Source organism: Stenotrophomonas sp. Steno-Z4 (assembly GCF_056393145.1).
Genome location: NZ_JBWJPC010000004.1, coordinates 224,431 through 244,687 on the forward strand (window position 1 = coordinate 224,431; position 20,257 = coordinate 244,687).

Genomic DNA, 20,257 nt, shown 5'->3' on the forward strand with positions numbered 1-20,257 from the left:
CAAGTGCAACGATGCAAGGCGCAACCTGCCTCCCCCTCCCCGGTATCCTATGCCCCACCTTCGCCGTCTTTTTGGCCGTTGGCTTCGCCTGCGGCGGCTTGTTCGTTGGCGCTGGCGTGAGCGCCAGGCCTCGGCTCCGGCCATTGAAGCCACCGAGGGCCCGCTGCGGGCCGCGCTCTACAGCGTTGAACAGATGGAGGTCTACGGCCGCGCGCTTGCGCGCCAGCACCGCGTGCGGATGCGGCCCAGCCCGGAGCGCCTGCTGGAACGTCTGCAGGCCAACGAACGCGTCCTGCAGGATGCCAACACCCTGCTCAGCAGCGTGGTGCGCGAACAGCGCCCGGTCACCCCGGCCGGGGAATGGCTGCTCGACAACTATTACCTGGTCGAAGAACAGATCCAGACTGCGCGGCGCCACCTGCCGCGCGGCTACAGCCGGCAGTTGCCGTCGCTTGCCACCGGCCCCTCGGCCGGGTTGCCGCGGGTGTATGAACTGTCGATGCAGGCGATCGCACACGGTGATGGCCGGATAGACGGCGATACGCTGGGCCGCTTCATCGCTTCCTACCAGTCGCTCGCGCCGCTGAGCCTGGGCGAATTGTGGGCGGTTCCGATCATGCTGCGCCTGGCCCTGCTCGAGAACCTGCGGCGCATGGCCGCGCGGGTGATGCGCGACGGGGAAGACCGGCGCCTGGCCTCGCAATGGGCGGATGACCTCAATCGCGCGGCCTCCGACACCCCCACCGACGTGGTGCTGGTGGTGGCCGACATGGCGCGCTCCGAGCCGCCGTTGACCGGCGCGTTCATCGCCGAGCTTACCCGTTCCCTGCAGGGCCGCGGCGGCGCGTGGGCCATGCCCATCGCCTGGCTGGAACAGTGGGCAGCGGCATCCGGGCAGCGCATCGAGGAGCTGGTAGCCGCCGAGGGGCAGCAGCAGGCCTCCGACCAGGTGTCCATCAGCAACAGCATCGGCAGCCTGCGATTCCTGTCCACCATGGATTGGCGCACCTTTGTCGAAGACATGAGCGTGGTCGAGCAGCGGCTGCGCGAAGACCCCATGGCGGTCTATGCGCAGATGGACTTCGGTACCCGCGACGCCTACCGCCACGTGGTTGAGAAGATCGCGCGCGGCAGCCGCATCGCCGAAGAACGCGTTGCGACCATCGCGCTGGACTTGGCGCGGGCCGCTACCCCGCCCGACGGGCCACGCACGCATGTGGGCTACTGGCTGGTCGGCGAAGGCCTGCATGCCACCGTTGACGCGGTGGCCGACGCCGCGCCACGCCACCGCAAGGCGCGGCGACTGGCACGCCGCGTGCCACTTGCGCTGTACCTGCTGCCGATCACCCTGCTGGCAATGCTGGCCACCTGGGGCCTGCTGGACACCGGCAGTGGCGAGGTTCCCACCTGGCTGGCTGCCCTGCTCGGGCTGCTGGTGTTCAGCGAGCTGGGCATCGTACTGGTGAACTGGACCGCGACCGTGCTGGTTGCTCCCAAGCCGTTGCCCAAGCTGGATTTCAGCGAGGGCATTCCTGCGGCCTGCGCCACCGTGGTCGCGGTACCGTCGATGCTGTCCAGCACCGACGGCATCGACGTCCTGGTCGAAGCGCTGGAGGTCCGCTTCCTGGCCAACCGCGATCCCCAGCTGCGCTTCGTGCTGCTGACCGACTTCCTCGACGCTGCAGAAGCGCACTTACCGACCGACGACGCCCTGCTTGCGCACGCGGTGCTGCGCATCGAGGGGTTGAACCAGCGTTACGCGTCCGAACGTGGCGATCGCTTCTACCTGCTGCACCGCCCCAGGCAATGGAACCCCAGTGAAGGGGTGTGGATGGGGCACGAGCGCAAGCGCGGCAAGCTGGCCGCACTCAATGCCCTGCTCCGCCATGGCGATGGAAACGCGTTCATGTGCATCGTCGGTGACGCGGAGGTCCTTCGCGGCGTCCGCTATGTCATCACCCTGGACTCGGATACGCAGCTGCCGCGCGATGCGGCGCGTGCGTTCGTCGCCACCCTGGCCCACCCGCTCAACCGGCCGCGCTTCGATCCAGCGCTGCAACGCGTGGTGGAGGGTTACGGCATCCTGCAGCCCAGCGTGGGCACCAGCCTGGGCCGGCGCCGCACCTCGCGGTTTGCGCGGATGTTCGGCAGCGAACCCGGCATCGATCCGTATACGCGCATGGTCTCGGACGTCTACCAGGACCTGTTCGACGAAGGCTCGTTCGTGGGCAAGGGCATCTATGACGTCGACGCCTTCGAGCATGCGCTGGAGGGCCGCCTGCCCGAGAACCGCATCCTCAGCCACGACCTGCTGGAAGGCTGCTATGCCCGTGCAGGCCTGGTCAGCGACGTGCGCCTGTACGAGGACTACCCCGAACGCTACGCCGCCGACGCCAAGCGCCGTGCGCGCTGGATCCGCGGCGACTGGCAGCTGTTGCCCTGGCTGATGCCGTGGACCCCGCGCCCGGGATCAGGCTGGGAACGCAACCGGCTCAGCCTGCTGTCGCGCGGCAAGTTGCTGGACAACCTGCGCCGGAGCCTGGTGCCCCCCGCCGCGCTGGTCCTGCTGGTGGCGGGTTGGCTGTACGCCGAAAACCCGGCCGCGTGGACCGCGTGGGTACTGGCCCTGTGGTTCGCGCCGCCGCTGATCGGCATGCTGCGCGATGCCCTGAGCGTGCCGGACGACACACCGCTGGAAGCGCATTACATCAAGGTCGGGCGCGGCACGCTGCAGTCGTTGCTGCGCGCTGCCACGCAGATTGCCTGCCTGCCCTTCGAGGCACTGCTGGCCGGCGGCGCGGTGCTGCGCACGCTGTGGCGCATGGCCATCACACGCCGCCACCTGCTGCAGTGGAATCCCTCCAGCGAAGTCGAGCGCCGCCTGGGCGGCGACCGTGGCGCGGAATGGCGGGTGATGGCGCCCGGATCGTTGCTGGCGCTTGCGCTGGTGGCGGTAGTAGCCGTCCTGCGTCCGCAGGCGCTGCCACTCGCCCTGCCCTTCCTGCTGGCGTGGACCTTCGCGCCCGCGTTGATGGCGTGGCTGGGCCGGCCGCCGGCCGAGATCGTCGCCGAACTGTCCGGCACGCAGCGGGCGTTCCTTGGCCGGCTGGCACGGCGCACCTGGTCTTTCTTCCAGGCCTGGGTACGCGAACAGGATCACTGGCTGCCGCCGGACAACATCCAGGAGCATCCGGCGCTGGTGGTGGCGCGCCGCACCTCGCCGACCAACATCGGCCTGTCCCTGCTGGCCAACCTGTCGGCGTGGGACTTCGGTTACCTGCAGCAGGGCGCGGTCGCTGAACGCACGGCGCTCACGTTTGGCACGCTGGACCAGCTGCCGCGTCATCGCGGCCACTTCCTGAACTGGTACGACACCGAAACCTTGGCGCCGCTGCCGCCGCGTTACGTCTCCACCGTGGACAGCGGCAACCTGGCCGGGCACCTGCTTACCCTGCGCCAGGGGCTGCTCGCGCTGGTGGACGCGCCGGTACTGGCGCCGCACACGTTCGATGGCCTGGCCGATACGCTCGGCGTGCTGGACGAGGAGCGGCAGCGCCTTCGCCCCGGTGACGCACCGCTGGCCGAAGCGCTCAATCATCTGCGCCAGCGCCTGGTGGCAACACGGGCCGACCTGCCGCGCGGTGCTGCCGAAGCGCTCGCCCGCCTGCAGGAGCTGGCCGGTTTGGCCGACACCGTGCTGGCGCAGTGGCCGGCACCGGTGTCGCCGCAGGACGGTGACCTGCACTGGCCGGCACTGTTCGCTGCCGAATGCCATGCCGCCTGTGCGGCGCTCGCTGATATCCCGGTCGATGCCAGCGCGGATGCCGATGCGCCCGTACCCAGTCTGCGCCAGCTGGCCGCCCTGCCCGGTCCGGCCGGTGCGGACGCACGCGCACGCATCGAGCAGCTGCAGGATCTGGCCCACCGCGCCGGGCAGTTCTCGCTGATGGAATACGGGTTCCTGTTCTACCGCTCCCGCAAACTGCTCTCCATTGGCTACAACGTAGACGACCACCGCCTCGACAACAGCTTCTACGACCTTCTCGCTTCCGAAGCGCGGCTGTGCGCCTTCGTGGCCATCGCCCAGGGGGAGCTGACGCAGGAGAGCTGGTTCGCCCTTGGCCGCCTGCTTACCGAGGTCAACGGCACGCCGACCCTGCTGTCGTGGAGTGGCTCGATGTTCGAGTACCTCATGCCGCAGCTGGTGATGCCCAGCTACCCGGACACCCTGCTCGACCAGACCGCGCGGCATGCGGTGGAAGCGCAGATCGTCTACGGGCGCAGCCTGAACCTGCCATGGGGCGTGTCCGAGTCCGGCTACAACGCCGTCGATGCGCGCCTGAACTACCAGTACCGCGCGTTCGGCGTGCCGGGGTTGGGGCTCAAGCGCGGCCTGGGCCAGGATCGGGTCATCGCGCCCTACGCCAGCATGATGGCGCTGATGGTGGCGCCGGAAGCAGCCTGCCAGAACCTGCAGGCGCTGGAAGGATTGGGCTTCGCCGGGCGCTTCGGCATGTACGAAGCGATCGACTACACCCCCGCCCGGGTGCCGCCGGGGCACGACCACGTGCTGCTGCGGTCGTTCATGGCCCACCACCAGGGCATGGGCCTGCTGTCGCTGGATTACCTGTTGCGCGACCAGCCGATGCAGCGCCGCTTCGTGGCCGATGTCGAGTTCCAGGCCACGCTGCTGTTGCTGCAGGAGCGCATTCCGCGCGTCGGCGTGTTCCATCCGCATGAAGTCGAATCGCTGGGTGAGCACGCCGCTACGGGCCAGGACGAAACGTCGCTGCGCGTGCTGCGCAAGCCCGGGGGCCCGCGCCCGGAGGTGCAGCTGCTCTCCAACGGCCGCTACCACGGCATGCTCACCCACGCCGGCGGCGGTTACAGCCGCCACGGCGACCTGTCGCTCACGCGCTGGCGCGAGGACGGCACCACCGATGCCTGGGGTACCTTCTGCTATCTGCGCGACGTGGACAGCGGTCAGTTCTGGTCGGCCGCCTACCAGCCCACCTGCGTGCCGATGGACAACTACGAGGCCATCTTCACCGACGCCAAGGCCGAATTCCGTGGCGCGCTGCATGGCTGCGAGAGCCACCTGCAGGTGGCCATCTCCGCCGAGGACGACATCGAACTCCGGCGCCTGCGCCTGACCAACCGCAGCCGTCGCACGCGCACCGTGGAAATCACCACCTATGCCGAAGTGGTGCTGGCACCGGCGGCGGCTGACGATGCGCACCCGGCCTTCAGCAACCTGTTCGTGCAGAGCGAGATCGTGGCCGCCAAGCAGGCCGTGCTGTGCACCCGGCGGCCGCGCTCGCACGACGAAGTGCCACCGTGGATGTTCCATCTGGTCGCCGTGCATGACGCCGACGTGGCGTCGATCTCCTACGAAACCGACCGGGCGCGCTTCCTCGGGCGCGGCAACACGCCGCGCACGCCGCAGGCATTGACCACCGACACCGACCTCTCCGGTTCGGACGGCTCGGTGCTCGACCCGATCGTGGCCATCCGTGTGCGCGTGGTGCTGGAGCCCGAGCAGACCGTGCAGCTGGACATGGTCTATGGCATCGGTGCCGACCGCCCCGGTTGCGAGGCCTTGCTGGACAAGTACCGTGACCGCCGCCTGGCCGACCGCGTATTCGACCTGGCCTGGACGCACAGCCAGGTGGTACGCCGGCAGATCAATGCCACCCAGGCCGAGGCACAGCTCTACGAGCGCCTGGCCAGCCACGTGCTGTATGCCAATCCGCTGCTGCGCGCGGGCGCAAGCGTGCTCCAGCAGAACCAGCGCGGACAATCCGGGCTGTGGGGCCATGCCATCTCGGGCGACCTGCCCATCGTGCTGCTCAAGGTCACCGACGCAGAGAACGTGGAGCTGGTCCGGCAGCTGGTGCAGGCGCATGCCTATTGGCGCCAGAAGGGCCTCAACACCGACCTGGTGATCTGGAACGACAGCAAGGCCGGCTACCGGCAGGAGCTGCAGGACCAGATCCTGGGCATGGTGGCCGCCAGTTCGGAGACGGGCCTGCTCGACCGCCCCGGCGGCATTTTCGTGCGGCCGGTGCAGAACATGACCCACGAAGACCGCATCCTGTTGCAGGCCGTAGCGCGTGCGGTGATCAGTGACGAGGATGGCACCCTGGTGGCGCAGGTGGGGCGCCAAGCCACTCCCGCGAAACGGATTCCGGCGTTGGTGCCGCAGGCGGTGCAGGAGGAACTGGAACTCTCGATGGAGGAGACGACGGGGTTGCCCATCATCGCCGAGCCGGGCCCGGAGCCTGGCCTGCCCCCGCCCCCGGCGCACGACGAAGACATGGACGACCCGTGGCCGTTCCTGCCCTACCGTGGCGCCGGCCAGTTCGACAACGGCACCGGCAGCTTCAGCGAGGATGGCCGCGAATACGTGGTGGTGCTGCGCGAAGGCGCGCCGACCCCGGCACCTTGGGCCAACGTGATCGCCAATGCCCGCCTGGGCACGGTGGTCAGCGAGAGCGCGCCGGGCTACACCTGGTTCGAGAACGCGCACGAATTCCGTTTGACGCCTTGGCTCAATGACCCGGTGTCCGACACCGGCGGCGAAGCCTTCTACGTGCGCGACGAGGATACCGGCCGCGTCTGGTCGCCGATGCCGCTGCCACGCCGGGGTACCGGGGCGTACCGTACGCGTCACGGATTCGGCTACACGGTGTACGAACACTTCGAGGACGGCATCGTCAGCGAGCTGTGGGTGTTCGTCGACGTCGCCGCGCCGCTGAAGTACTCAGTGCTGCGGCTGCACAACCTGTCGGGCAGGCCGAGGCGGCTGTCGGCCATCGGTTATGTGGAATGGGTGATGGGTGACCTGCGCGCGAAGTCGCGCATGCACGTGGTCACCGAACGCGACCCGCAGACCGGCGCGCTGCTGGCGCGCAACACCTACAGCACCGATTTCGGCGGCCGCATGGCCTTCTTCGACACCGATGCGGAGGGCTGCGGCTGGACCTGCGACCGCCTGGAGTTCATCGGCCGCAACGGCGGCCTGCATGCACCGGCGGCGTTGCGCCGCGAGCGCCTGGGTGGGCGTTCCGGCGCCGGCCTGGACCCCTGCGCGGCGCTGCAGGTGCCGCTGGAACTGGCGCCGGGTGAGCGCAGTGAAACCACGTTCCGCCTGGGCGCCGGCCGCGACCGCGACGAAACGCTTGCGCTGGTGCGTGGCCGCCAGGGCGCCCACGAGGCCAACGATGCGCTGGACGCCGTGCGCATCCACTGGCGCCACGTGCTGGCCAGCGTGCAGGTGCGCACCCCGGACCCGGCACTGGACGCGCTGGCCAATGGCTGGCTGGTCTACCAGACCCTGGGCAGCCGCTACCTGGCGCGCAGTGGCTACTACCAGTCCGGCGGCGCGTTTGGTTTCCGTGACCAGCTGCAGGATGTGCTCGCACTCATCCACGCCCGGCCGGATCTGGCCCGCGAACACCTGTTGCTGTGCGCTGCCCACCAGTTCGCCGAAGGCGATGTTATGCACTGGTGGCACCCGCCGCAGGGGCGTGGCGTGCGCACCCGGTGCTCGGACGACTATCTCTGGCTACCCCAGGGCGCATGCCGCTACCTGGAGGTCACCGGCGACGCCACCGTGCTGGACGAAATGGTCGGCTTCATCGAAGGCCGCGCAGTCACGCTGGAAGAGGAAAGCTATTACGACATGCCGACCCCTTCGGCTCTGCGTGGCACGATGTATGCGCACTGCGTGCTCGCGCTGGAGCGCGGTTGCCGGTTGCTCGGCGAACGCGGCATTCCGTTGATGGGCAGCGGAGACTGGAATGACGGCATGAACCGCGTCGGCGACCAGCAGCGCGGCGAGAGCGTGTGGTTGGGCTTCTTCCTGCATGACACGCTTCGCCGCTTCATCGCCCTGGCAAATGCGCGTGGCGATGAACACCGTGCGCACTGGTGCCAGGAGCAGGCTGACACCCTGCGCCAGAACCTCGAACAGCATGCCTGGGACGGGGAATGGTATCGCCGCGCGTGGTTCGACAACGGCACGCCGTTGGGCTCGAAACAGAGCGAGGAATGCCGCATCGATTCGATCTCCCAAAGCTGGTCGGTGCTCTCCGGCGTTGCCGCGCCCGAGCGTGCCCAGCAGGCGCTGGATTCGCTGTATACGCACCTGGTGCGAAAGGACGCCCAGCTGATCCAGCTGCTGGATCCGCCCTTCGACAAGACGACGGAAGACCCGGGATACATTCGGGGTTACGTACCTGGCGTGCGCGAGAACGGCGGCCAGTACACCCACGCAGCCGTGTGGGCAGCGATGGCCTTTGCACACCAGGGCGATGCGGCCCGCGCCTGGGAGTTGGCCGGCATGATCAACCCCTTGAACCACGCGCTTGACCCGGAGGCGGTCCAGACCTACCGCGTTGAACCCTATGTGTTGGCCGCCGATGTGTACGCGGTATCGCCGCACGTCGGCCGAGGCGGATGGACCTGGTACACCGGTTCGGCCGGTTGGATGTATCGCCTGCTGGTCGAATCCCTGCTCGGCATCCGGCGCCAGGGCGACCGGCTGTCGCTGGCGCCATGCCTCCCCGACCACTGGTCGTCGTTCGAGCTGAGCTACCGGTTCGGTCGCAGCCGCTACGAGTTCGTGGTGACCCGCACTGCGCGGGGGCAGCCCACCCTGCATGTGGATGACGTGCTGCAGCCGGACCTGACCGTCCAGCTCAGCGACGATGGTCACCACTACCGTGTGGCGCTTGATCTGGAGGCGCCGCCGGGATGAGCCTGCGACCCGAGATCCAGGAACGGCTGGATGCGCTGGATGAGATGCTGGCGCAGTGGTTGGCGCACACGCGCCATCCGGCGCAGTTCTGGCCGCAGTTTGAACAGCTTGCAGCGGAGATTCTCGACCAGTGTGCGGACACGGAAAGAAGCCAGATGTACGCGCGCATCAAAGCCATGCTCAAGGGCCACGCGTTGGAGCTTCCGCCGTGGTATGAACGGGGCGACGGCCCGCCGCCCGAACAGTGACGCGCAGAGGGCTGTGTAGAACACTTCACAGTCCTGCGCGCGGAGCTCACGGGAAGGGGCATAGGTTCGGTGCTCCACTCAGCACCCACCCGGAGAACCCTAATGGCGATCAAGACCGCAGAAGACCTGTTCATCCACGAGCTGTCGGACATCTACAGCGCCGAAAAGCAGCTCACCAAGGCATTGCCTCGCCTGGCCCGTGCCGCGACGAATCCGGACCTGGCGGCCGCGTTCGAAACCCACCTGGAGGAAACCCAGGGCCAGATCGAGCGCATCGACAAGGTGGTGGAACTGCTCGGCATCCGGCTCAAGCGCATCAAGTGTGCTGCCATGGAAGGGCTGGTGGAGGAAGGCAAGGAGGCCATCGACAGCATCGAGGAAGGCCCCGTGCGCGATGCCGCCCTGATCGGCGGCGCCCAGAAGGTTGAGCACTACGAGATCGCGTCCTACGGCACGATCGCCGCGCTCGCCAAGCAGCTTGGGTACAAGGACGCGCTGCCGCTTCTGCTGGAAACCCTTGCGGAAGAAAAGGCAACCGACGAGAAGCTGACGATGATCGCCAAGTCCGGGGGCAACGCCAAGGCCGCGCAGGCGGCCTGAAGCGGTAGCACATCACCAGGGAGCGGCCTGACTGGCCGCTCCGCGATGCCGTTCACTTCATTGACTGCGGGCGCGGCGCAAACCCACATTCCCGCTGGCCACAGCAGCAGGTGTGCAGCGGCGGAGATGGAGAGCAGCACGCCCAGGAGCACCGCGCCTGCGGCCGACTCGCTGCGAGTCTTGCCTTTAGATGCTTGGCGAAAACTCTAGGGCAATAACGAAACGGCGGGTTCGCTAGATAGTATTTCCCGCAGATCAGCATCCAGTCGCCGCATGGACGATGCGGCGTCAACCCGCCCAAACAAGCGAGCCAGCCATCGCCTCTCAGCAGCTAGGAAGCAGTGCCAGATGGGCGATTCCGTTTGCGGCGGAAAGGCCCCAGGCTCGGCTTCATCAGCGTCCAGGTTTCCGCAACCCACCCACAACAGGAAGGGCTTGGTCTGGCAGATGACGCACCAGCCCCAATCTTCTGCGACAACCTTTTCAATCACATAGCCGCGCTTCTCAAGCCGTGACTGGAGCCAGAGCGCGAGTTCCCGTCCGTTTCTCTGCGGGCTCGACGCATCCTGCACGTCAGGCTCGATATCGAACAACGAGGAGCTGAACCAATATCCGTTCACGTGGGTGCGCTCCTTGTTCCGGACGACCAGCAACGGCTGCCTGCCTCAGTTGTCAGGGGTCACACTCAGCTCTGCCCTGCTCTGGCGCAGCTTCTGGACACGAAGTTGATGCGCCTTGTCTGTCCTGAACTTGAAGAAGAAGTAAGTAGCAACCAAGGCGATAATGAGCGGTGGCGTGATGTTGCGACCGAGGGCGTATCCCATCTGGAATGAATCGAGAGCGGAGTTCCACGACAGGTAGATGTTCCAGATTGCAAAGGCTGCAAACAGTGCAAGGTAGAGGCCTGCGCCGTTGAACACCAATCGGCGCGCCATGATGTTGATGACCTTGCCAATACCCAGGCATACGAAAAGGACGATAGCGAAACCGATCAATTCCATTGACTTCCCCTGCGCGGTCAAGTTACTGAAACAGGACGAGCCGCGACGCGGCTTCGACTCTCATGAACTACCAAGGAAACACGCTGCGGCAGGATCCCCCCCGGCCGATGCCCGATCTTAGAGCAGGCGCGGCCGGCCAACAAGCGAGCGCAGATCGCCCGCTCCAAGCGACAATCTCAAGCCGTTAATTAGGCGACATCAACGTAACAACCCCGGTCCCAATAGGGCTCAGGCCCAATACGCTTCACCAGCCAGTCGATGAAGACCCGCACCTTGGGCGCCAGTTCGCGTGCGCTAGTGTAGCGCACGCTCGCTTCATGGCATCACTGGATGCCGTTCCTGGCTGCCGAGCCGTTCGTCATCCCTGTCCCAAACTGCAGCAGATCTGGCTGACCCAGTTCCGCGTAGCTGCATCAGCTTGAACGCATTCCCGGACCTATCCTCCGGTTCAACGCCCGTTGGGCCGGTTCCTACTTCAACATATCCAACAATTCCTTGTCTTCATGAGGATGCTCCCACGTAGAGAGCCAGCAGAAGCTAACCCCACTGCGCATGGCGGCAGTTTGGAACGCAGCGAGCCCTTCCTTAGTGATCGGGTACTCGACCGGATCAAAGTGGAGAAGCGCCCACGGCCTGACGAATGAGAAGCCGGTCTTGAGCTCCGAGAAAATTGCTTTGAGCTCAACCCGGATGGCGGAGAATTCCTTGGTCGGACCCGCTCGATTGCCAAGGGCGTAGCACTGGCGATGAATAGCTCTGTCCCCACCGACGGCGCGGGCAGTGAAGTGGTCTTGGTGCACCTGGACATAGAACAACTGACGGCGAAACATCCTCATCCCCTGACCAACCCCGGATTCAAGCCGAGCCGCAAAGCTCATCTGCTGCGAGCCTAGTTCAGCTGCCGGTGTCCCACAACTGGCCCCGCCAACAGGCGCTCCTGATCCCCTGCCCCGCTCGGCTCAGGCTTCACCTTCGCCACACACAGGCACCATCAGTCGCCCACGCGGGAGGCTCAAGCTCGCTGCTGATCACCAACAACTGAATCGATGTCTTCCATCGTGGCCCATGCTTCGGCAGGACTCACAATGTACCTGTGCTGCAACGCGCGGCAACGCGGTTCGTCGCGCTGGGCGGCGGTTCCTTCCGTTGCCTTGGCTGTGGGGCCAGATCTGGACTACTTCGCTGTCTGGTTTTTCGACTACGCGGCAGATCCCCGGTTCAGTCACAGCCTGCTCTGGGCGGTAGGTGCCGCGCTTTTCGTCAAACTCACCCTGTCGCGATCTGTCACCGCGAACCTCAAGCTCAGGTGGTTGCTGGTCGCCGGGATGTCCCACCCGCTGCTCGACCTGCTGGTGGGTGCGCATCCTGTTCCGCTGTTCTGGCCTCTCGCTGGTGGAGTCAGCATCCCGGCCGGCGTTCTTCCAAGTGCAGGATCGCTGGCGTTCGACAACTTCTATCTCTGGCGGAACCTGCTGATCGAGATCGGCGTGCTGGGTCCAGCATTCGCGCTCCTGATCGCTGCGTCCGGCCGCCACAGGTTCCGCGAGCTTGCTTGTTGGACGCTGCTCATTCTCCCGATCTGGGCCGTTTTTCTGACCAGGTCGATCGCGCTGGAGAGATAGGTGGGCCAGCTCCGACATCGGGATGGGAGTTTCGAACATTTCGAATACTGCCCATGTCGAATACTATCGCTACTAAGCCGCGCCCTTGCGCTACGCGTGACACGGAGAAGCGCCATGACCCCACAGGTAACTCTTCCCCGGACCCAAGATATCGAAGCGGCGACGATCGCTCATCGTGCGCTGGCCGCTTACCTAGCCACAGGTCTTGAGATCAAGCTGGTTCAGCTGGTCGATTCCGATGACCGGCTACACCGGATCCGACTACCGATGGCAGCCTTGCAACCGCTCAGCGATATCCTGTCAGAGCTGGCGGATGGCAATGCCGTGAAAATCGTGCCCGTACATGCGGAGCTGACTACCCAGGAAGCGGCTGATCTTCTTAATGTATCGCGCCCCTATGTGGTCAAGTTGCTGGAGACCGGCAAGCTTGCCTTCCACAAGACAGGCAAGCACCGCCGTATCCGCTTCGACGACCTGATGACGTATAAGCGGGCGCGCGATGAGGCAAGTCAGTCGGCCTTGGACAACCTGGCTGCCGAAGCGCAGGAACTGCGAATGGGCTACTAGGTGGCGTGGACCTGATCCGGAACCCATCAATGCGCATTGATCCACACTTGCGCCAGGCCCAGGAAGTCGGGATAGCTCAGTCCGTCGTACTCCAAGCCTCGGGACGCGCAGATGGACGGCAGCTCCGTCGCGAACTTTTCATAGGCACCGAACACCCTCTGGTCACCGGGGATGTCGTTCCGTCTTGATTCCTGGGCCAGCCATGTCCGGATGATGCGTGAGATGCGACGGGGCGCGCCATTGTGGGCCGACAGATCCTGCCCAGCTATATCGGACAGGCACTTTTGTGAAGCGTACCGCGTATCTTCCATGATCAACGCCGAGCGACCTGCAAACCGCTTCCCGCCGAAGCGCTTCGAGCCTATGACCATTCCCAGCTCAAAGGGCATGTTGAAGCGCGGCAGCTCGTTGAAGGCATCCAGCTGGACTGCGGATAGATCATGAATACTGTATTGCGACTCTCTGATCAGGCGGGTGATCTTATCCATTCGAACTTCAGAGCCATCCCCAGCCTCCAGCGCCGATCGAGGCAAGAACCCACATAAAAGCACCGTAAAGATCGCGCATTGGAACAGGGGCCGGAAGTCGTCTGTGAATGGGCAGTTGATGAAGACGTGGTTCGCGCAGTTCGCGTCAATCCCTGACGTAATCATAATTCCGACTATTTCTTTTTCATGACTGAGAAGACAGCACTGATTCGCTGCGCTTTGGTCAGGCTGCATCCATAGACGCGGAATTTTCTCAGAGGGAACGTGCTGGTGTGTCCTCGCACTGGCCCGGCCAGTTCAAGAGAGGATTTGGGCGCCGAGGCCTTTCGCCTTGACGCCGGCGCTTCCGCGCGCGCCTTGGCACCTGACGTAGAAGGCGCTGCAGTCGCTTCGCGTGCAGCGTGCTTTGCTCTGCGGGCAGTTGCACTCGCAGATGACGATTGGGTGGTCGGACTACCTGATGTCTTTGTCATTGTTCGCCCTGCTTCGGCGTGTAAGCCGAGGTTCTTCGTTCCGAGAATTGTACGTTCACCTGTAGCAATTCGGATCGCGAGATCGCTGTAATGTGCGGCTAGTCTCAGCTATGAACGATGCTGGTAGTGTTCATTGCTTATCAAGATGGACTGGAGTGCGCACAGCCTTTCGATACGCCACCGAAGGCATGTCGGTTACTCCAGCTTGATCAACCGAGAGGATGATGACGCCCGGCTTTGTCTCAACATACAACCGGGTACCCGGTTCGATGCCGAGAGCGTGAATCCATAGGCCGCGCAGCTTCAGGCAAGGAATGGGTGGACAGCCGGGAAACGTAACAAGGCCGTCGTGATGGAGCGCGTTGGTCATGACGCTCTTGGGCTTGCGCCACCAGAGCTTTTGACTGGCGACTGCGCTAGAGGATGCGTCGGTGGAATGGCTGGACATGGTGGTACCTCCGTTAGGGAACTTCCCTCGCCGGGATGGCGAGGGAGTCAGGAGGTTAAGAACCGCGTAAGCCGGCGCGACGTATTTCCGCGAAGGTGTTGTATTTCGTCACCCTCCCGACATGGCACGTCCAAATTGCATCGTCTTACGGGAGTTCTTACGCTCCGAGGTTCAACCATGTCGCGGACGTGAGCATAGCGGAAGATGTTTTGATCTTTCGATTGGCCGCGTTCGATCGGCGCCATCTATGCGTGGCGTGAAACGGGCCGTTGGTACGCAATTCCGTGCGCTGTCGCGTGTTTTTATTGGCACCCGGTCACGGGTGAGGCGTTCGCCGCGCTAGAAGTGTTCGACTCGGCGAATCCGAACGCGTGACGCATTCGACGCACGGTGCGCGATCAAGCGCGCGTCAGCGCAATCCAACGGTAGCCCACGTAGACGCCGACCGCGACGACCGGCCCAAAGCTCATCCACAGCGGCAGCTTGAGCACGAAGACCATGATGCTGCCGGCAGCCAGGGCCAGGATCGACAGGCCGATCACCCAGGCATTGAACACAGCCGTATCCGCCGCATCCTCACTCCACGAGTTCGCCGCCCGGCCGTTCGCGGCGCGCTGGCGACGAAGCACCCAGATGTCGGTCACGAAATCGACAATGCCTTCCAACAGGTCACCGATGAAGCCAGACATGGTCAATCCTTGAACGGCAGGCTGAATACGCCGATCTTCAAGGCTGCCCCACTGGCCCGTCAAGTGCCCCACCGGGGCAGGCGTACACCCACCTGCCCCGGGCCTCCCCCGCCGTTGTGTCAGGGGCTGTCGCGGCGGATGCCCAGCGCGACGGCTTCGGTATAGGAAATCTTGAGCAGGTCGCCGCGCTTTACGCTGGGGAGCTTGGCCCGCAGGTCCTCGCGCTCCACCGCAATGATCTGGGTGTTGCCGCGCGGCCCTCGCAGCGCAATGGTGTTGGCCACAGGGTCCACGGCCGCCACCTCGGTGACAATCTCGATGGTGTTCGAACGCGCCCCACCCGGCGTGGCGCCCCGGATCGGCACGGTACCGGCCTGCGATCTGGTCACGCCGACCGGCGCGCTGCCTGCCGGCTGCAGGTCCAGGGCGACGGCGGCCTGGTAATCCAGGGTGACCTTGTCGCCCACCTTCAGCTGGTTGAAGTTGCGCACGTCGGCGCCGGCGATGAAGTCCAGGCTGCCTCCGTCGGCACCGGTGACCGTCACCGCGCGGGTGCGGGTATCGATGGCGGTGATCTGCCCCTGCAACGTCACCCCGGCAGAAGCCGCTGTCATGGGGCCCGGCAACGCCCGGGGCGCAGGCGCTGAAGGTTCAGCAGGCGGCGGAGTGCTTTGGCACCCGCTGGTGGCGAGCGCTGCAACGATGAGCGTGACGGAAGACGAAAGTGCCAGGAAGCGCATGTGACTCTCCAGAACAGGGCGGGCGGCGGATGCAGTGCTATTGCATCAGCTGCCCTACCCCTGCGCCCCCGTACAACTACTGTGCCCCACCCAGAAAACATACCGTTTCCGGGCGCGGGCTCAGCTCCTGCGCATCAGGATCATCTTCTCCTGCGACATGTCCCGCATGGTGTACGGAATGCCGCCGGTGCCATAGCCCGATTCCCGGCGGCCGGCAAACGGCATCCAGTCGGTACGGAACGCGGTGGGGTCGTTGATCATCACGGCCGAGGCATCCAGGCGGTTGGCCGCGCGCATGGCCACGTCGATATCCTGGGCGAAGATGCTGGCCTGGAACGCGGTGGGCAGCGAGTTGGCGCGTGCGATGGCCTCGTCCAGCTCGCTGTAGCGATACACCGCCACCACCGGCCCGAAGATCTCCTGCGTGGTGACTCGGGCGTCATCGGCGGGATTGAGCAGCACGGTGGGCTGCAGCGTGGTTTCGGAAAGGCGCTTTCCACCGGTGGCGAGCGTGGCCCCACCCTTTACCGCCTCGTCGATCCATTCGGCCACACGGTCGGCTTCGCGCGGCTGGATCAGCGGGCCTACTTCGGTGTCCTTCAGGGTGGGGTCGCCGGTGCGCAGCTTCTCCACACGTGCGATGAGGGCTTCGGTGAAGTCTTCGGCAATGTCGTTGTGCACGAAGATGCGCTGGGTGGACACGCACACCTGGCCGGCGTGGTAGTAGCCGCCCTTGACGATGGGCTCGATGATCCTGGCCAGGTCCGCGCTGCGGTCCACGATGGCCGGTGCCACGCCGCCATGTTCCAGCGCCGAGCGTGCACCATGGGCCAGCTTGGCGTGCAGCGACCAGCCCACCCGCGCCGAGCCGATGAAGCTGAGGAAGGCCACGCGCTTGTCGGTGGCCAGTGCTTCGGCCAGTTCGTTGCCTTCCGGAATGAAGCTCTGGCACCACGGCTCGGGCAGGCCGGCCTCGTGGACCATCGCCACGAACTCCAGGCAGGACAGTGGCGTGGTCGAGGCCGGCTTGATGATGACCGGGCACCCCACCGCGATGGCAGGGGCAACCTGGTGGACGATGAGGTTCAGCGGGTGGTTGAACGCCGAGATGGCGGCGACGATGCCGAGCGGTTCTTTGGTCGTGAACGCCCAGCGGTTCTCCGCCGCTGCCGACAGGCCCATCGGGATTTCGCGGCCGGCGAAGTTGCGCAGTTCATCGGCGGCGTTGTGCACGCCATCGATGGCGCGGTTGGTTTCGACAATGGCATCGGGCAGCGGCTTGCCGCCTTCGCGCGCGATCTGCATGGCCAGGTGGTCACGCTTGGCCTCCATCAGCGCTGCCAGCCTGCGCAGGATGGCAATGCGCTGGTGCGGCTTGAGCCAGCCGTCGCGGTCCTTGAACACGCGTTCGGCATTGCCGAGCTTGCGCTCCAGTGCGGCGGCGTCATCGAACGGTACGTCCTGGATGGGGGCGCGGTCGAAGGCTTGTACTACGGTCAACATGTGGGGTTCCTTGTATTCAGTGGTCAACGGTGGTGCTTATGCACAGCCCACATCGGGGGTGCGGTTGCGCAGCTCGTCAACCAGTACGCGGGTGTTTTCGGAATAGTCGATCGGCACGTCCAGCAGGTGCACGCCACCGCCGGCAAAGGCGGCTTCGATCGTGGGCACGAGCTCTTCCACGGACGTGACCCGACTGCCCTTGGCCCCGTAGGCTTCTGCGTAGCGCACGAAATCCGGGTTGCCAAAGCGCATGCCGAAATCTTCAAAGCCATCCACCGCCTGCTTCCAGCGGATCATGCCGTAGGCGCTGTCATTGAGGATGATCACCACCAGGTTAAGGCCCAGCCGCACGGCGGTTTCCATCTCCTGCGAGTTCATCATGAAGCCGCCATCGCCGCACACGGCCAGCACGCGCCGGTTGGGGTACAGCATCGAGGCCATCATCGCCGACGGCAGGCCCGCGCCCATGGTGGCCAGGGCGTTATCCAGCAGCAGCGTGTTGGCCACGTGGGTGCGGTAATTGCGGGCGAACCAGATCTTGTACATGCCGTTGTCGAGACAGACGATGCCGTCTTCTGGCATGGCTTCACGCACGTCGTGCACCAGCCGCTGCGGGGTGACCGGGAAGCGGTCCTCCTCGGCACGGTCGTTGAGGCGCGTCAGGATCTTCTGGCGCAGGTCGACCATGCCCTGGTCTTCGGACACCTTGCCTTCCAGCCGCTCGGCGAGGCCACCCACGGTGGCGCCGATATCCCCGATCACCTCGATATCAGGGTGGTAGACCTGTTCGACCGTGGCGGACTGGAAGCCGATATGGATCACCTTGGGCCCGCCCTTGCCCTTCATCAGGAACGGCGGCTTCTCAACGGTGTCGTGGCCGATCGCGATGATCAGGTCGGCGCGCGCCACGGCCTCGTGGACGTAGTCGCCTTCGGAAAGCGCAGCGGTACCCATGTACAGGTTGGAGCCGCCGGTCACCGCGCCCTTGCCCATCTGGGTGTTGAAGAACGGCAGGCGGGTGCGCGCCACGAACGTGGAGAGCGATTCGGTCAGCCACGGGCGACTGCAGGCCGCGCCGATCATCACCAGCGGACGCTTGGCGGCCAAGATCGCTTCTGCTGCGCGGTCGAGCGCGGCGGCGTGGGCGATGGGGCGCTCCAGCGGGTGGACCGGAATGACTGGGACGTCCTCCACTTCCTCGCCGGCAATATCCTCCGGCAGCTCAAGGTGCACCGGGCCCGGCCGCTCTTCCATGGCCACGCGGAAGGCATCCCGCACGGTGGCAGGGATGGCCGCTGCGCTGACAATCTGCCGGGTCATTTTCGTGAGCGGCTTCATCGAGGCCACGATATCCACGATCTGGAACCGGGCCTGCTTGGCGCTCATCACTGCCTTCTGGCCGGTGATCAGGATCATCGGCCAGGCGCCCAGGTGGGCATAGGCCGCGCCCGTGGAGAAGTTCAGGGCGCCGGGGCCGAGGGTGGCCAGGCAGACGCCCGGCCTGCCGGTGAGGCGGCCGTGGGTGGCGGCCATGAAGGCGGCCGCCTGCTCGTGGCGGGTGAGGATCAGCTCGATGCTGGAGTTGCGAAGGGATTCCAGGAAGTCGAGGTTTTCCTCGCCCGGAACGCCGAAGATGCGGTCCACGCCTTCGTTTTCGAGTGCGGCGACCAGCAGGTCTGAGCCCTTGGGCATTGCGTCGATCCTTGCGGTGATGAACTCCGGAGAGCTCGGTGCCATGGGGAAACGTAGTGTGGATCGACTATACGCCCGGGGGCGTGTACGGCCGTCTGAATAACGGCCTCAGCTGGCAGGACGGTGCGGTCCATGACTGGGGGCTTGTTTTGGCGCGAACGGCAGCTGGCTCACGGCCCGCTCACGGTTTATGCAGATGTACCAGTGGGCAGGGCTTTATAGCGACCGGAGAAACGCAGTGGCCGTTCTGATGCAATGCTGCAGCGTAGGTCTGTAGCCGCGCATATCGATGCCCTCGAAGGTAGCTTCAAGAACCGTTGATCGCGCGTTTATGCGCTCAATGAACTCTGCTCGATATCTCAAGAGGAATGGTGCCGCCGCGCTGAGACCCTCTGCATCACGTTCAATCACGGTGCAAAGATCGAATAAGTCACGTGCTGTAGCTCGTTGCCCCCGGTGATACATCTTTTTGGCGATGATCTCCGCAGGCCGCTCAACTCGAACCGCGTGGCCACCGATATTCCACCACTCCCAAGCATCGCCCATCAAGTTGGGCGATGCCACGAAGTCAATCTCGCCCTCTGCGAACTCAAGCTTCACGTAGGAGCTCGCATCCTCGACGTAGTTGGCTGTCATCGCGGCGGCGGTGTCATTCAGCCGGGGTGTTACGTATCCGAGGTACTGAGGGTCCGGGACAAAAATATCGATGTCTTTGCTGGCCCGATGGTCGTATCGGAACATCAGGACGGTGCCCCCTCCAAAAGTCCAGAAAGGACCATCGCCTCCCCCTACCGCCTGAATCTCCTGGATCAGCACCATGGCGTTCGCGAAGAGCGCCTTCCATGGCCCATCAGGCAGTGTCTTTTCCGGAAGATCGTGCGGTGGAATCATTTGAATAGGCCGTTGCGAACCAGGTCGAGACTATCCGCCATCGATGCCACGTTCTTCCAGATTGTTTGCGGAGCAACGCGCTCTTTGGCCGCGGCCTCTTCCACCGCCATTACCAGTAACGGGATCGGGGCTTCCTCGAGCAACGTGGCAACATGGGCAATGAACTCGCGCTTCAGATCGCCGGTGGCAAGTATTTGTGCAAGCTGCTCAGGAGTGATTTCGCGTTTGTAGCTCACATTGGCGGTGTTGGCCGCCATCCAGAGGGCTTCCTTGGCGCTTCTGGGGCCAATTGAAGGCATGCCCGGGCTGAGCCCAATCACGTTCATCACCTGGCATACCCGGTTGAAACCCAGGTCCTTCAGCTTGCCACTCTCCAGGCCATTGATTGTCTGCCTGGTCAGCCCGGACAGCTTTGCAAGCAGCGCCTGGGAAAGCCCAAGCTCCGACCGCCGCTCCTTGATGGAATCGCCCACTTGAGCAAGATGACTGATCATGCCGCACCCGCTTTTGTCAAATATTTCGGACAATATACAC

The 20,257-nt window shown here is 64.8% G+C and carries 16 protein-coding genes; 5 read left to right on the forward strand and 11 right to left on the reverse strand.

The window, feature by feature from the left end; genetic code table 11:
• Positions 1 to 49: 49 nt before the first annotated feature.
• From AC06E7_RS11795 to AC06E7_RS11805, 3 genes are all read left to right on the forward strand, one after another.
• A complete protein-coding gene (locus AC06E7_RS11795) occupies positions 50 to 8,761 on the forward strand; it encodes a glycoside hydrolase family 94 protein (RefSeq protein WP_478064832.1) in 8,712 nt (2,903 codons plus the stop codon).
• On the forward strand, positions 8,758 to 9,009 hold the full coding sequence (locus AC06E7_RS11800; RefSeq protein WP_426803890.1) for a hypothetical protein: 252 nt from the start codon (positions 8,758 to 8,760) through the stop codon (positions 9,007 to 9,009). The genes AC06E7_RS11795 and AC06E7_RS11800 overlap by 4 nt, the downstream gene beginning before the upstream one ends.
• Positions 9,010 to 9,111: 102 nt before the next feature.
• A complete protein-coding gene (locus tag AC06E7_RS11805; RefSeq protein ID WP_095364086.1) occupies positions 9,112 to 9,609 on the forward strand; it encodes a YciE/YciF ferroxidase family protein in 498 nt (165 codons plus the stop codon).
• Positions 9,610 to 9,815: 206 nt separating this feature from the next.
• Here the strand turns inward: AC06E7_RS11805 and AC06E7_RS11810 are convergent, their stop codons facing one another.
• The 3 genes from AC06E7_RS11810 to AC06E7_RS11820 form a co-directional block, all read right to left on the reverse strand.
• Positions 9,816 to 10,229: a hypothetical protein gene (locus AC06E7_RS11810; RefSeq protein WP_478064833.1), complete on the reverse strand. Its 414-nt coding sequence runs from the start codon at positions 10,227 to 10,229 to the stop codon at positions 9,816 to 9,818.
• Between the two features lie 45 nt (positions 10,230 to 10,274).
• Positions 10,275 to 10,610 carry a hypothetical protein gene (locus AC06E7_RS11815; protein ID WP_478064834.1) on the reverse strand — a complete coding sequence of 112 codons (336 nt, stop codon included), beginning with the start codon at positions 10,608 to 10,610 and terminating at the stop codon, positions 10,275 to 10,277.
• A gap of 470 nt (positions 10,611 to 11,080) precedes the next feature.
• Positions 11,081 to 11,440 carry a hypothetical protein gene (locus AC06E7_RS11820; RefSeq protein ID WP_254622225.1) on the reverse strand — a complete coding sequence of 120 codons (360 nt, stop codon included), beginning with the start codon at positions 11,438 to 11,440 and terminating at the stop codon, positions 11,081 to 11,083.
• 216 nt (positions 11,441 to 11,656) lie between these two features.
• Between AC06E7_RS11820 and AC06E7_RS11825 the strand changes: the two genes are divergently transcribed.
• Both AC06E7_RS11825 and AC06E7_RS11830 read left to right on the forward strand, forming a co-directional pair.
• Positions 11,657 to 12,232, forward strand: a complete 576-nt coding sequence (locus AC06E7_RS11825) for a metal-dependent hydrolase (protein WP_478064835.1) — start codon at positions 11,657 to 11,659, stop codon at positions 12,230 to 12,232.
• Between the two features lie 114 nt (positions 12,233 to 12,346).
• Complete coding sequence (locus AC06E7_RS11830; protein WP_478064836.1) at positions 12,347 to 12,799, forward strand: helix-turn-helix domain-containing protein; 453 nt, start codon at positions 12,347 to 12,349, stop codon at positions 12,797 to 12,799.
• Positions 12,800 to 12,825: 26 nt separating this feature from the next.
• Here the strand turns inward: AC06E7_RS11830 and AC06E7_RS11835 are convergent, their stop codons facing one another.
• The 8 genes from AC06E7_RS11835 to AC06E7_RS11870 form a co-directional block, all read right to left on the reverse strand.
• The gene (locus tag AC06E7_RS11835; protein WP_478064837.1) at positions 12,826 to 13,287 is read right to left on the reverse strand and encodes a hypothetical protein; all 462 of its coding nucleotides are present in this window, start codon (positions 13,285 to 13,287) and stop codon (positions 12,826 to 12,828) included.
• A 603-nt stretch (positions 13,288 to 13,890) separates the two neighbouring features.
• Positions 13,891 to 14,208, reverse strand: a complete 318-nt coding sequence (locus AC06E7_RS11840) for a SymE family type I addiction module toxin (protein WP_478064838.1) — start codon at positions 14,206 to 14,208, stop codon at positions 13,891 to 13,893.
• 398 nt (positions 14,209 to 14,606) lie between these two features.
• A complete protein-coding gene (locus AC06E7_RS11845) occupies positions 14,607 to 14,897 on the reverse strand; it encodes a hypothetical protein (protein WP_447785456.1) in 291 nt (96 codons plus the stop codon).
• Positions 14,898 to 15,016: 119 nt separating this feature from the next.
• Positions 15,017 to 15,511: a hypothetical protein gene (locus tag AC06E7_RS11850; protein WP_157771735.1), complete on the reverse strand. Its 495-nt coding sequence runs from the start codon at positions 15,509 to 15,511 to the stop codon at positions 15,017 to 15,019.
• A gap of 246 nt (positions 15,512 to 15,757) precedes the next feature.
• Entirely contained in the window at positions 15,758 to 17,140 is a 1,383-nt protein-coding gene (locus AC06E7_RS11855) for an aldehyde dehydrogenase family protein (protein WP_478064839.1), read from the reverse strand.
• A 36-nt stretch (positions 17,141 to 17,176) separates the two neighbouring features.
• The gene (locus AC06E7_RS11860) at positions 17,177 to 18,832 is read right to left on the reverse strand and encodes an acetolactate synthase large subunit (protein WP_478064840.1); all 1,656 of its coding nucleotides are present in this window, start codon (positions 18,830 to 18,832) and stop codon (positions 17,177 to 17,179) included.
• A 216-nt stretch (positions 18,833 to 19,048) separates the two neighbouring features.
• Positions 19,049 to 19,723, reverse strand: a complete 675-nt coding sequence (locus tag AC06E7_RS11865; protein ID WP_478064841.1) for a nucleotidyl transferase AbiEii/AbiGii toxin family protein — start codon at positions 19,721 to 19,723, stop codon at positions 19,049 to 19,051.
• Positions 19,720 to 20,217, reverse strand: a complete 498-nt coding sequence (locus AC06E7_RS11870; RefSeq protein WP_478064842.1) for a helix-turn-helix transcriptional regulator — start codon at positions 20,215 to 20,217, stop codon at positions 19,720 to 19,722. The genes AC06E7_RS11865 and AC06E7_RS11870 overlap by 4 nt, the downstream gene beginning before the upstream one ends.
• Positions 20,218 to 20,257 lie beyond the last annotated feature (40 nt).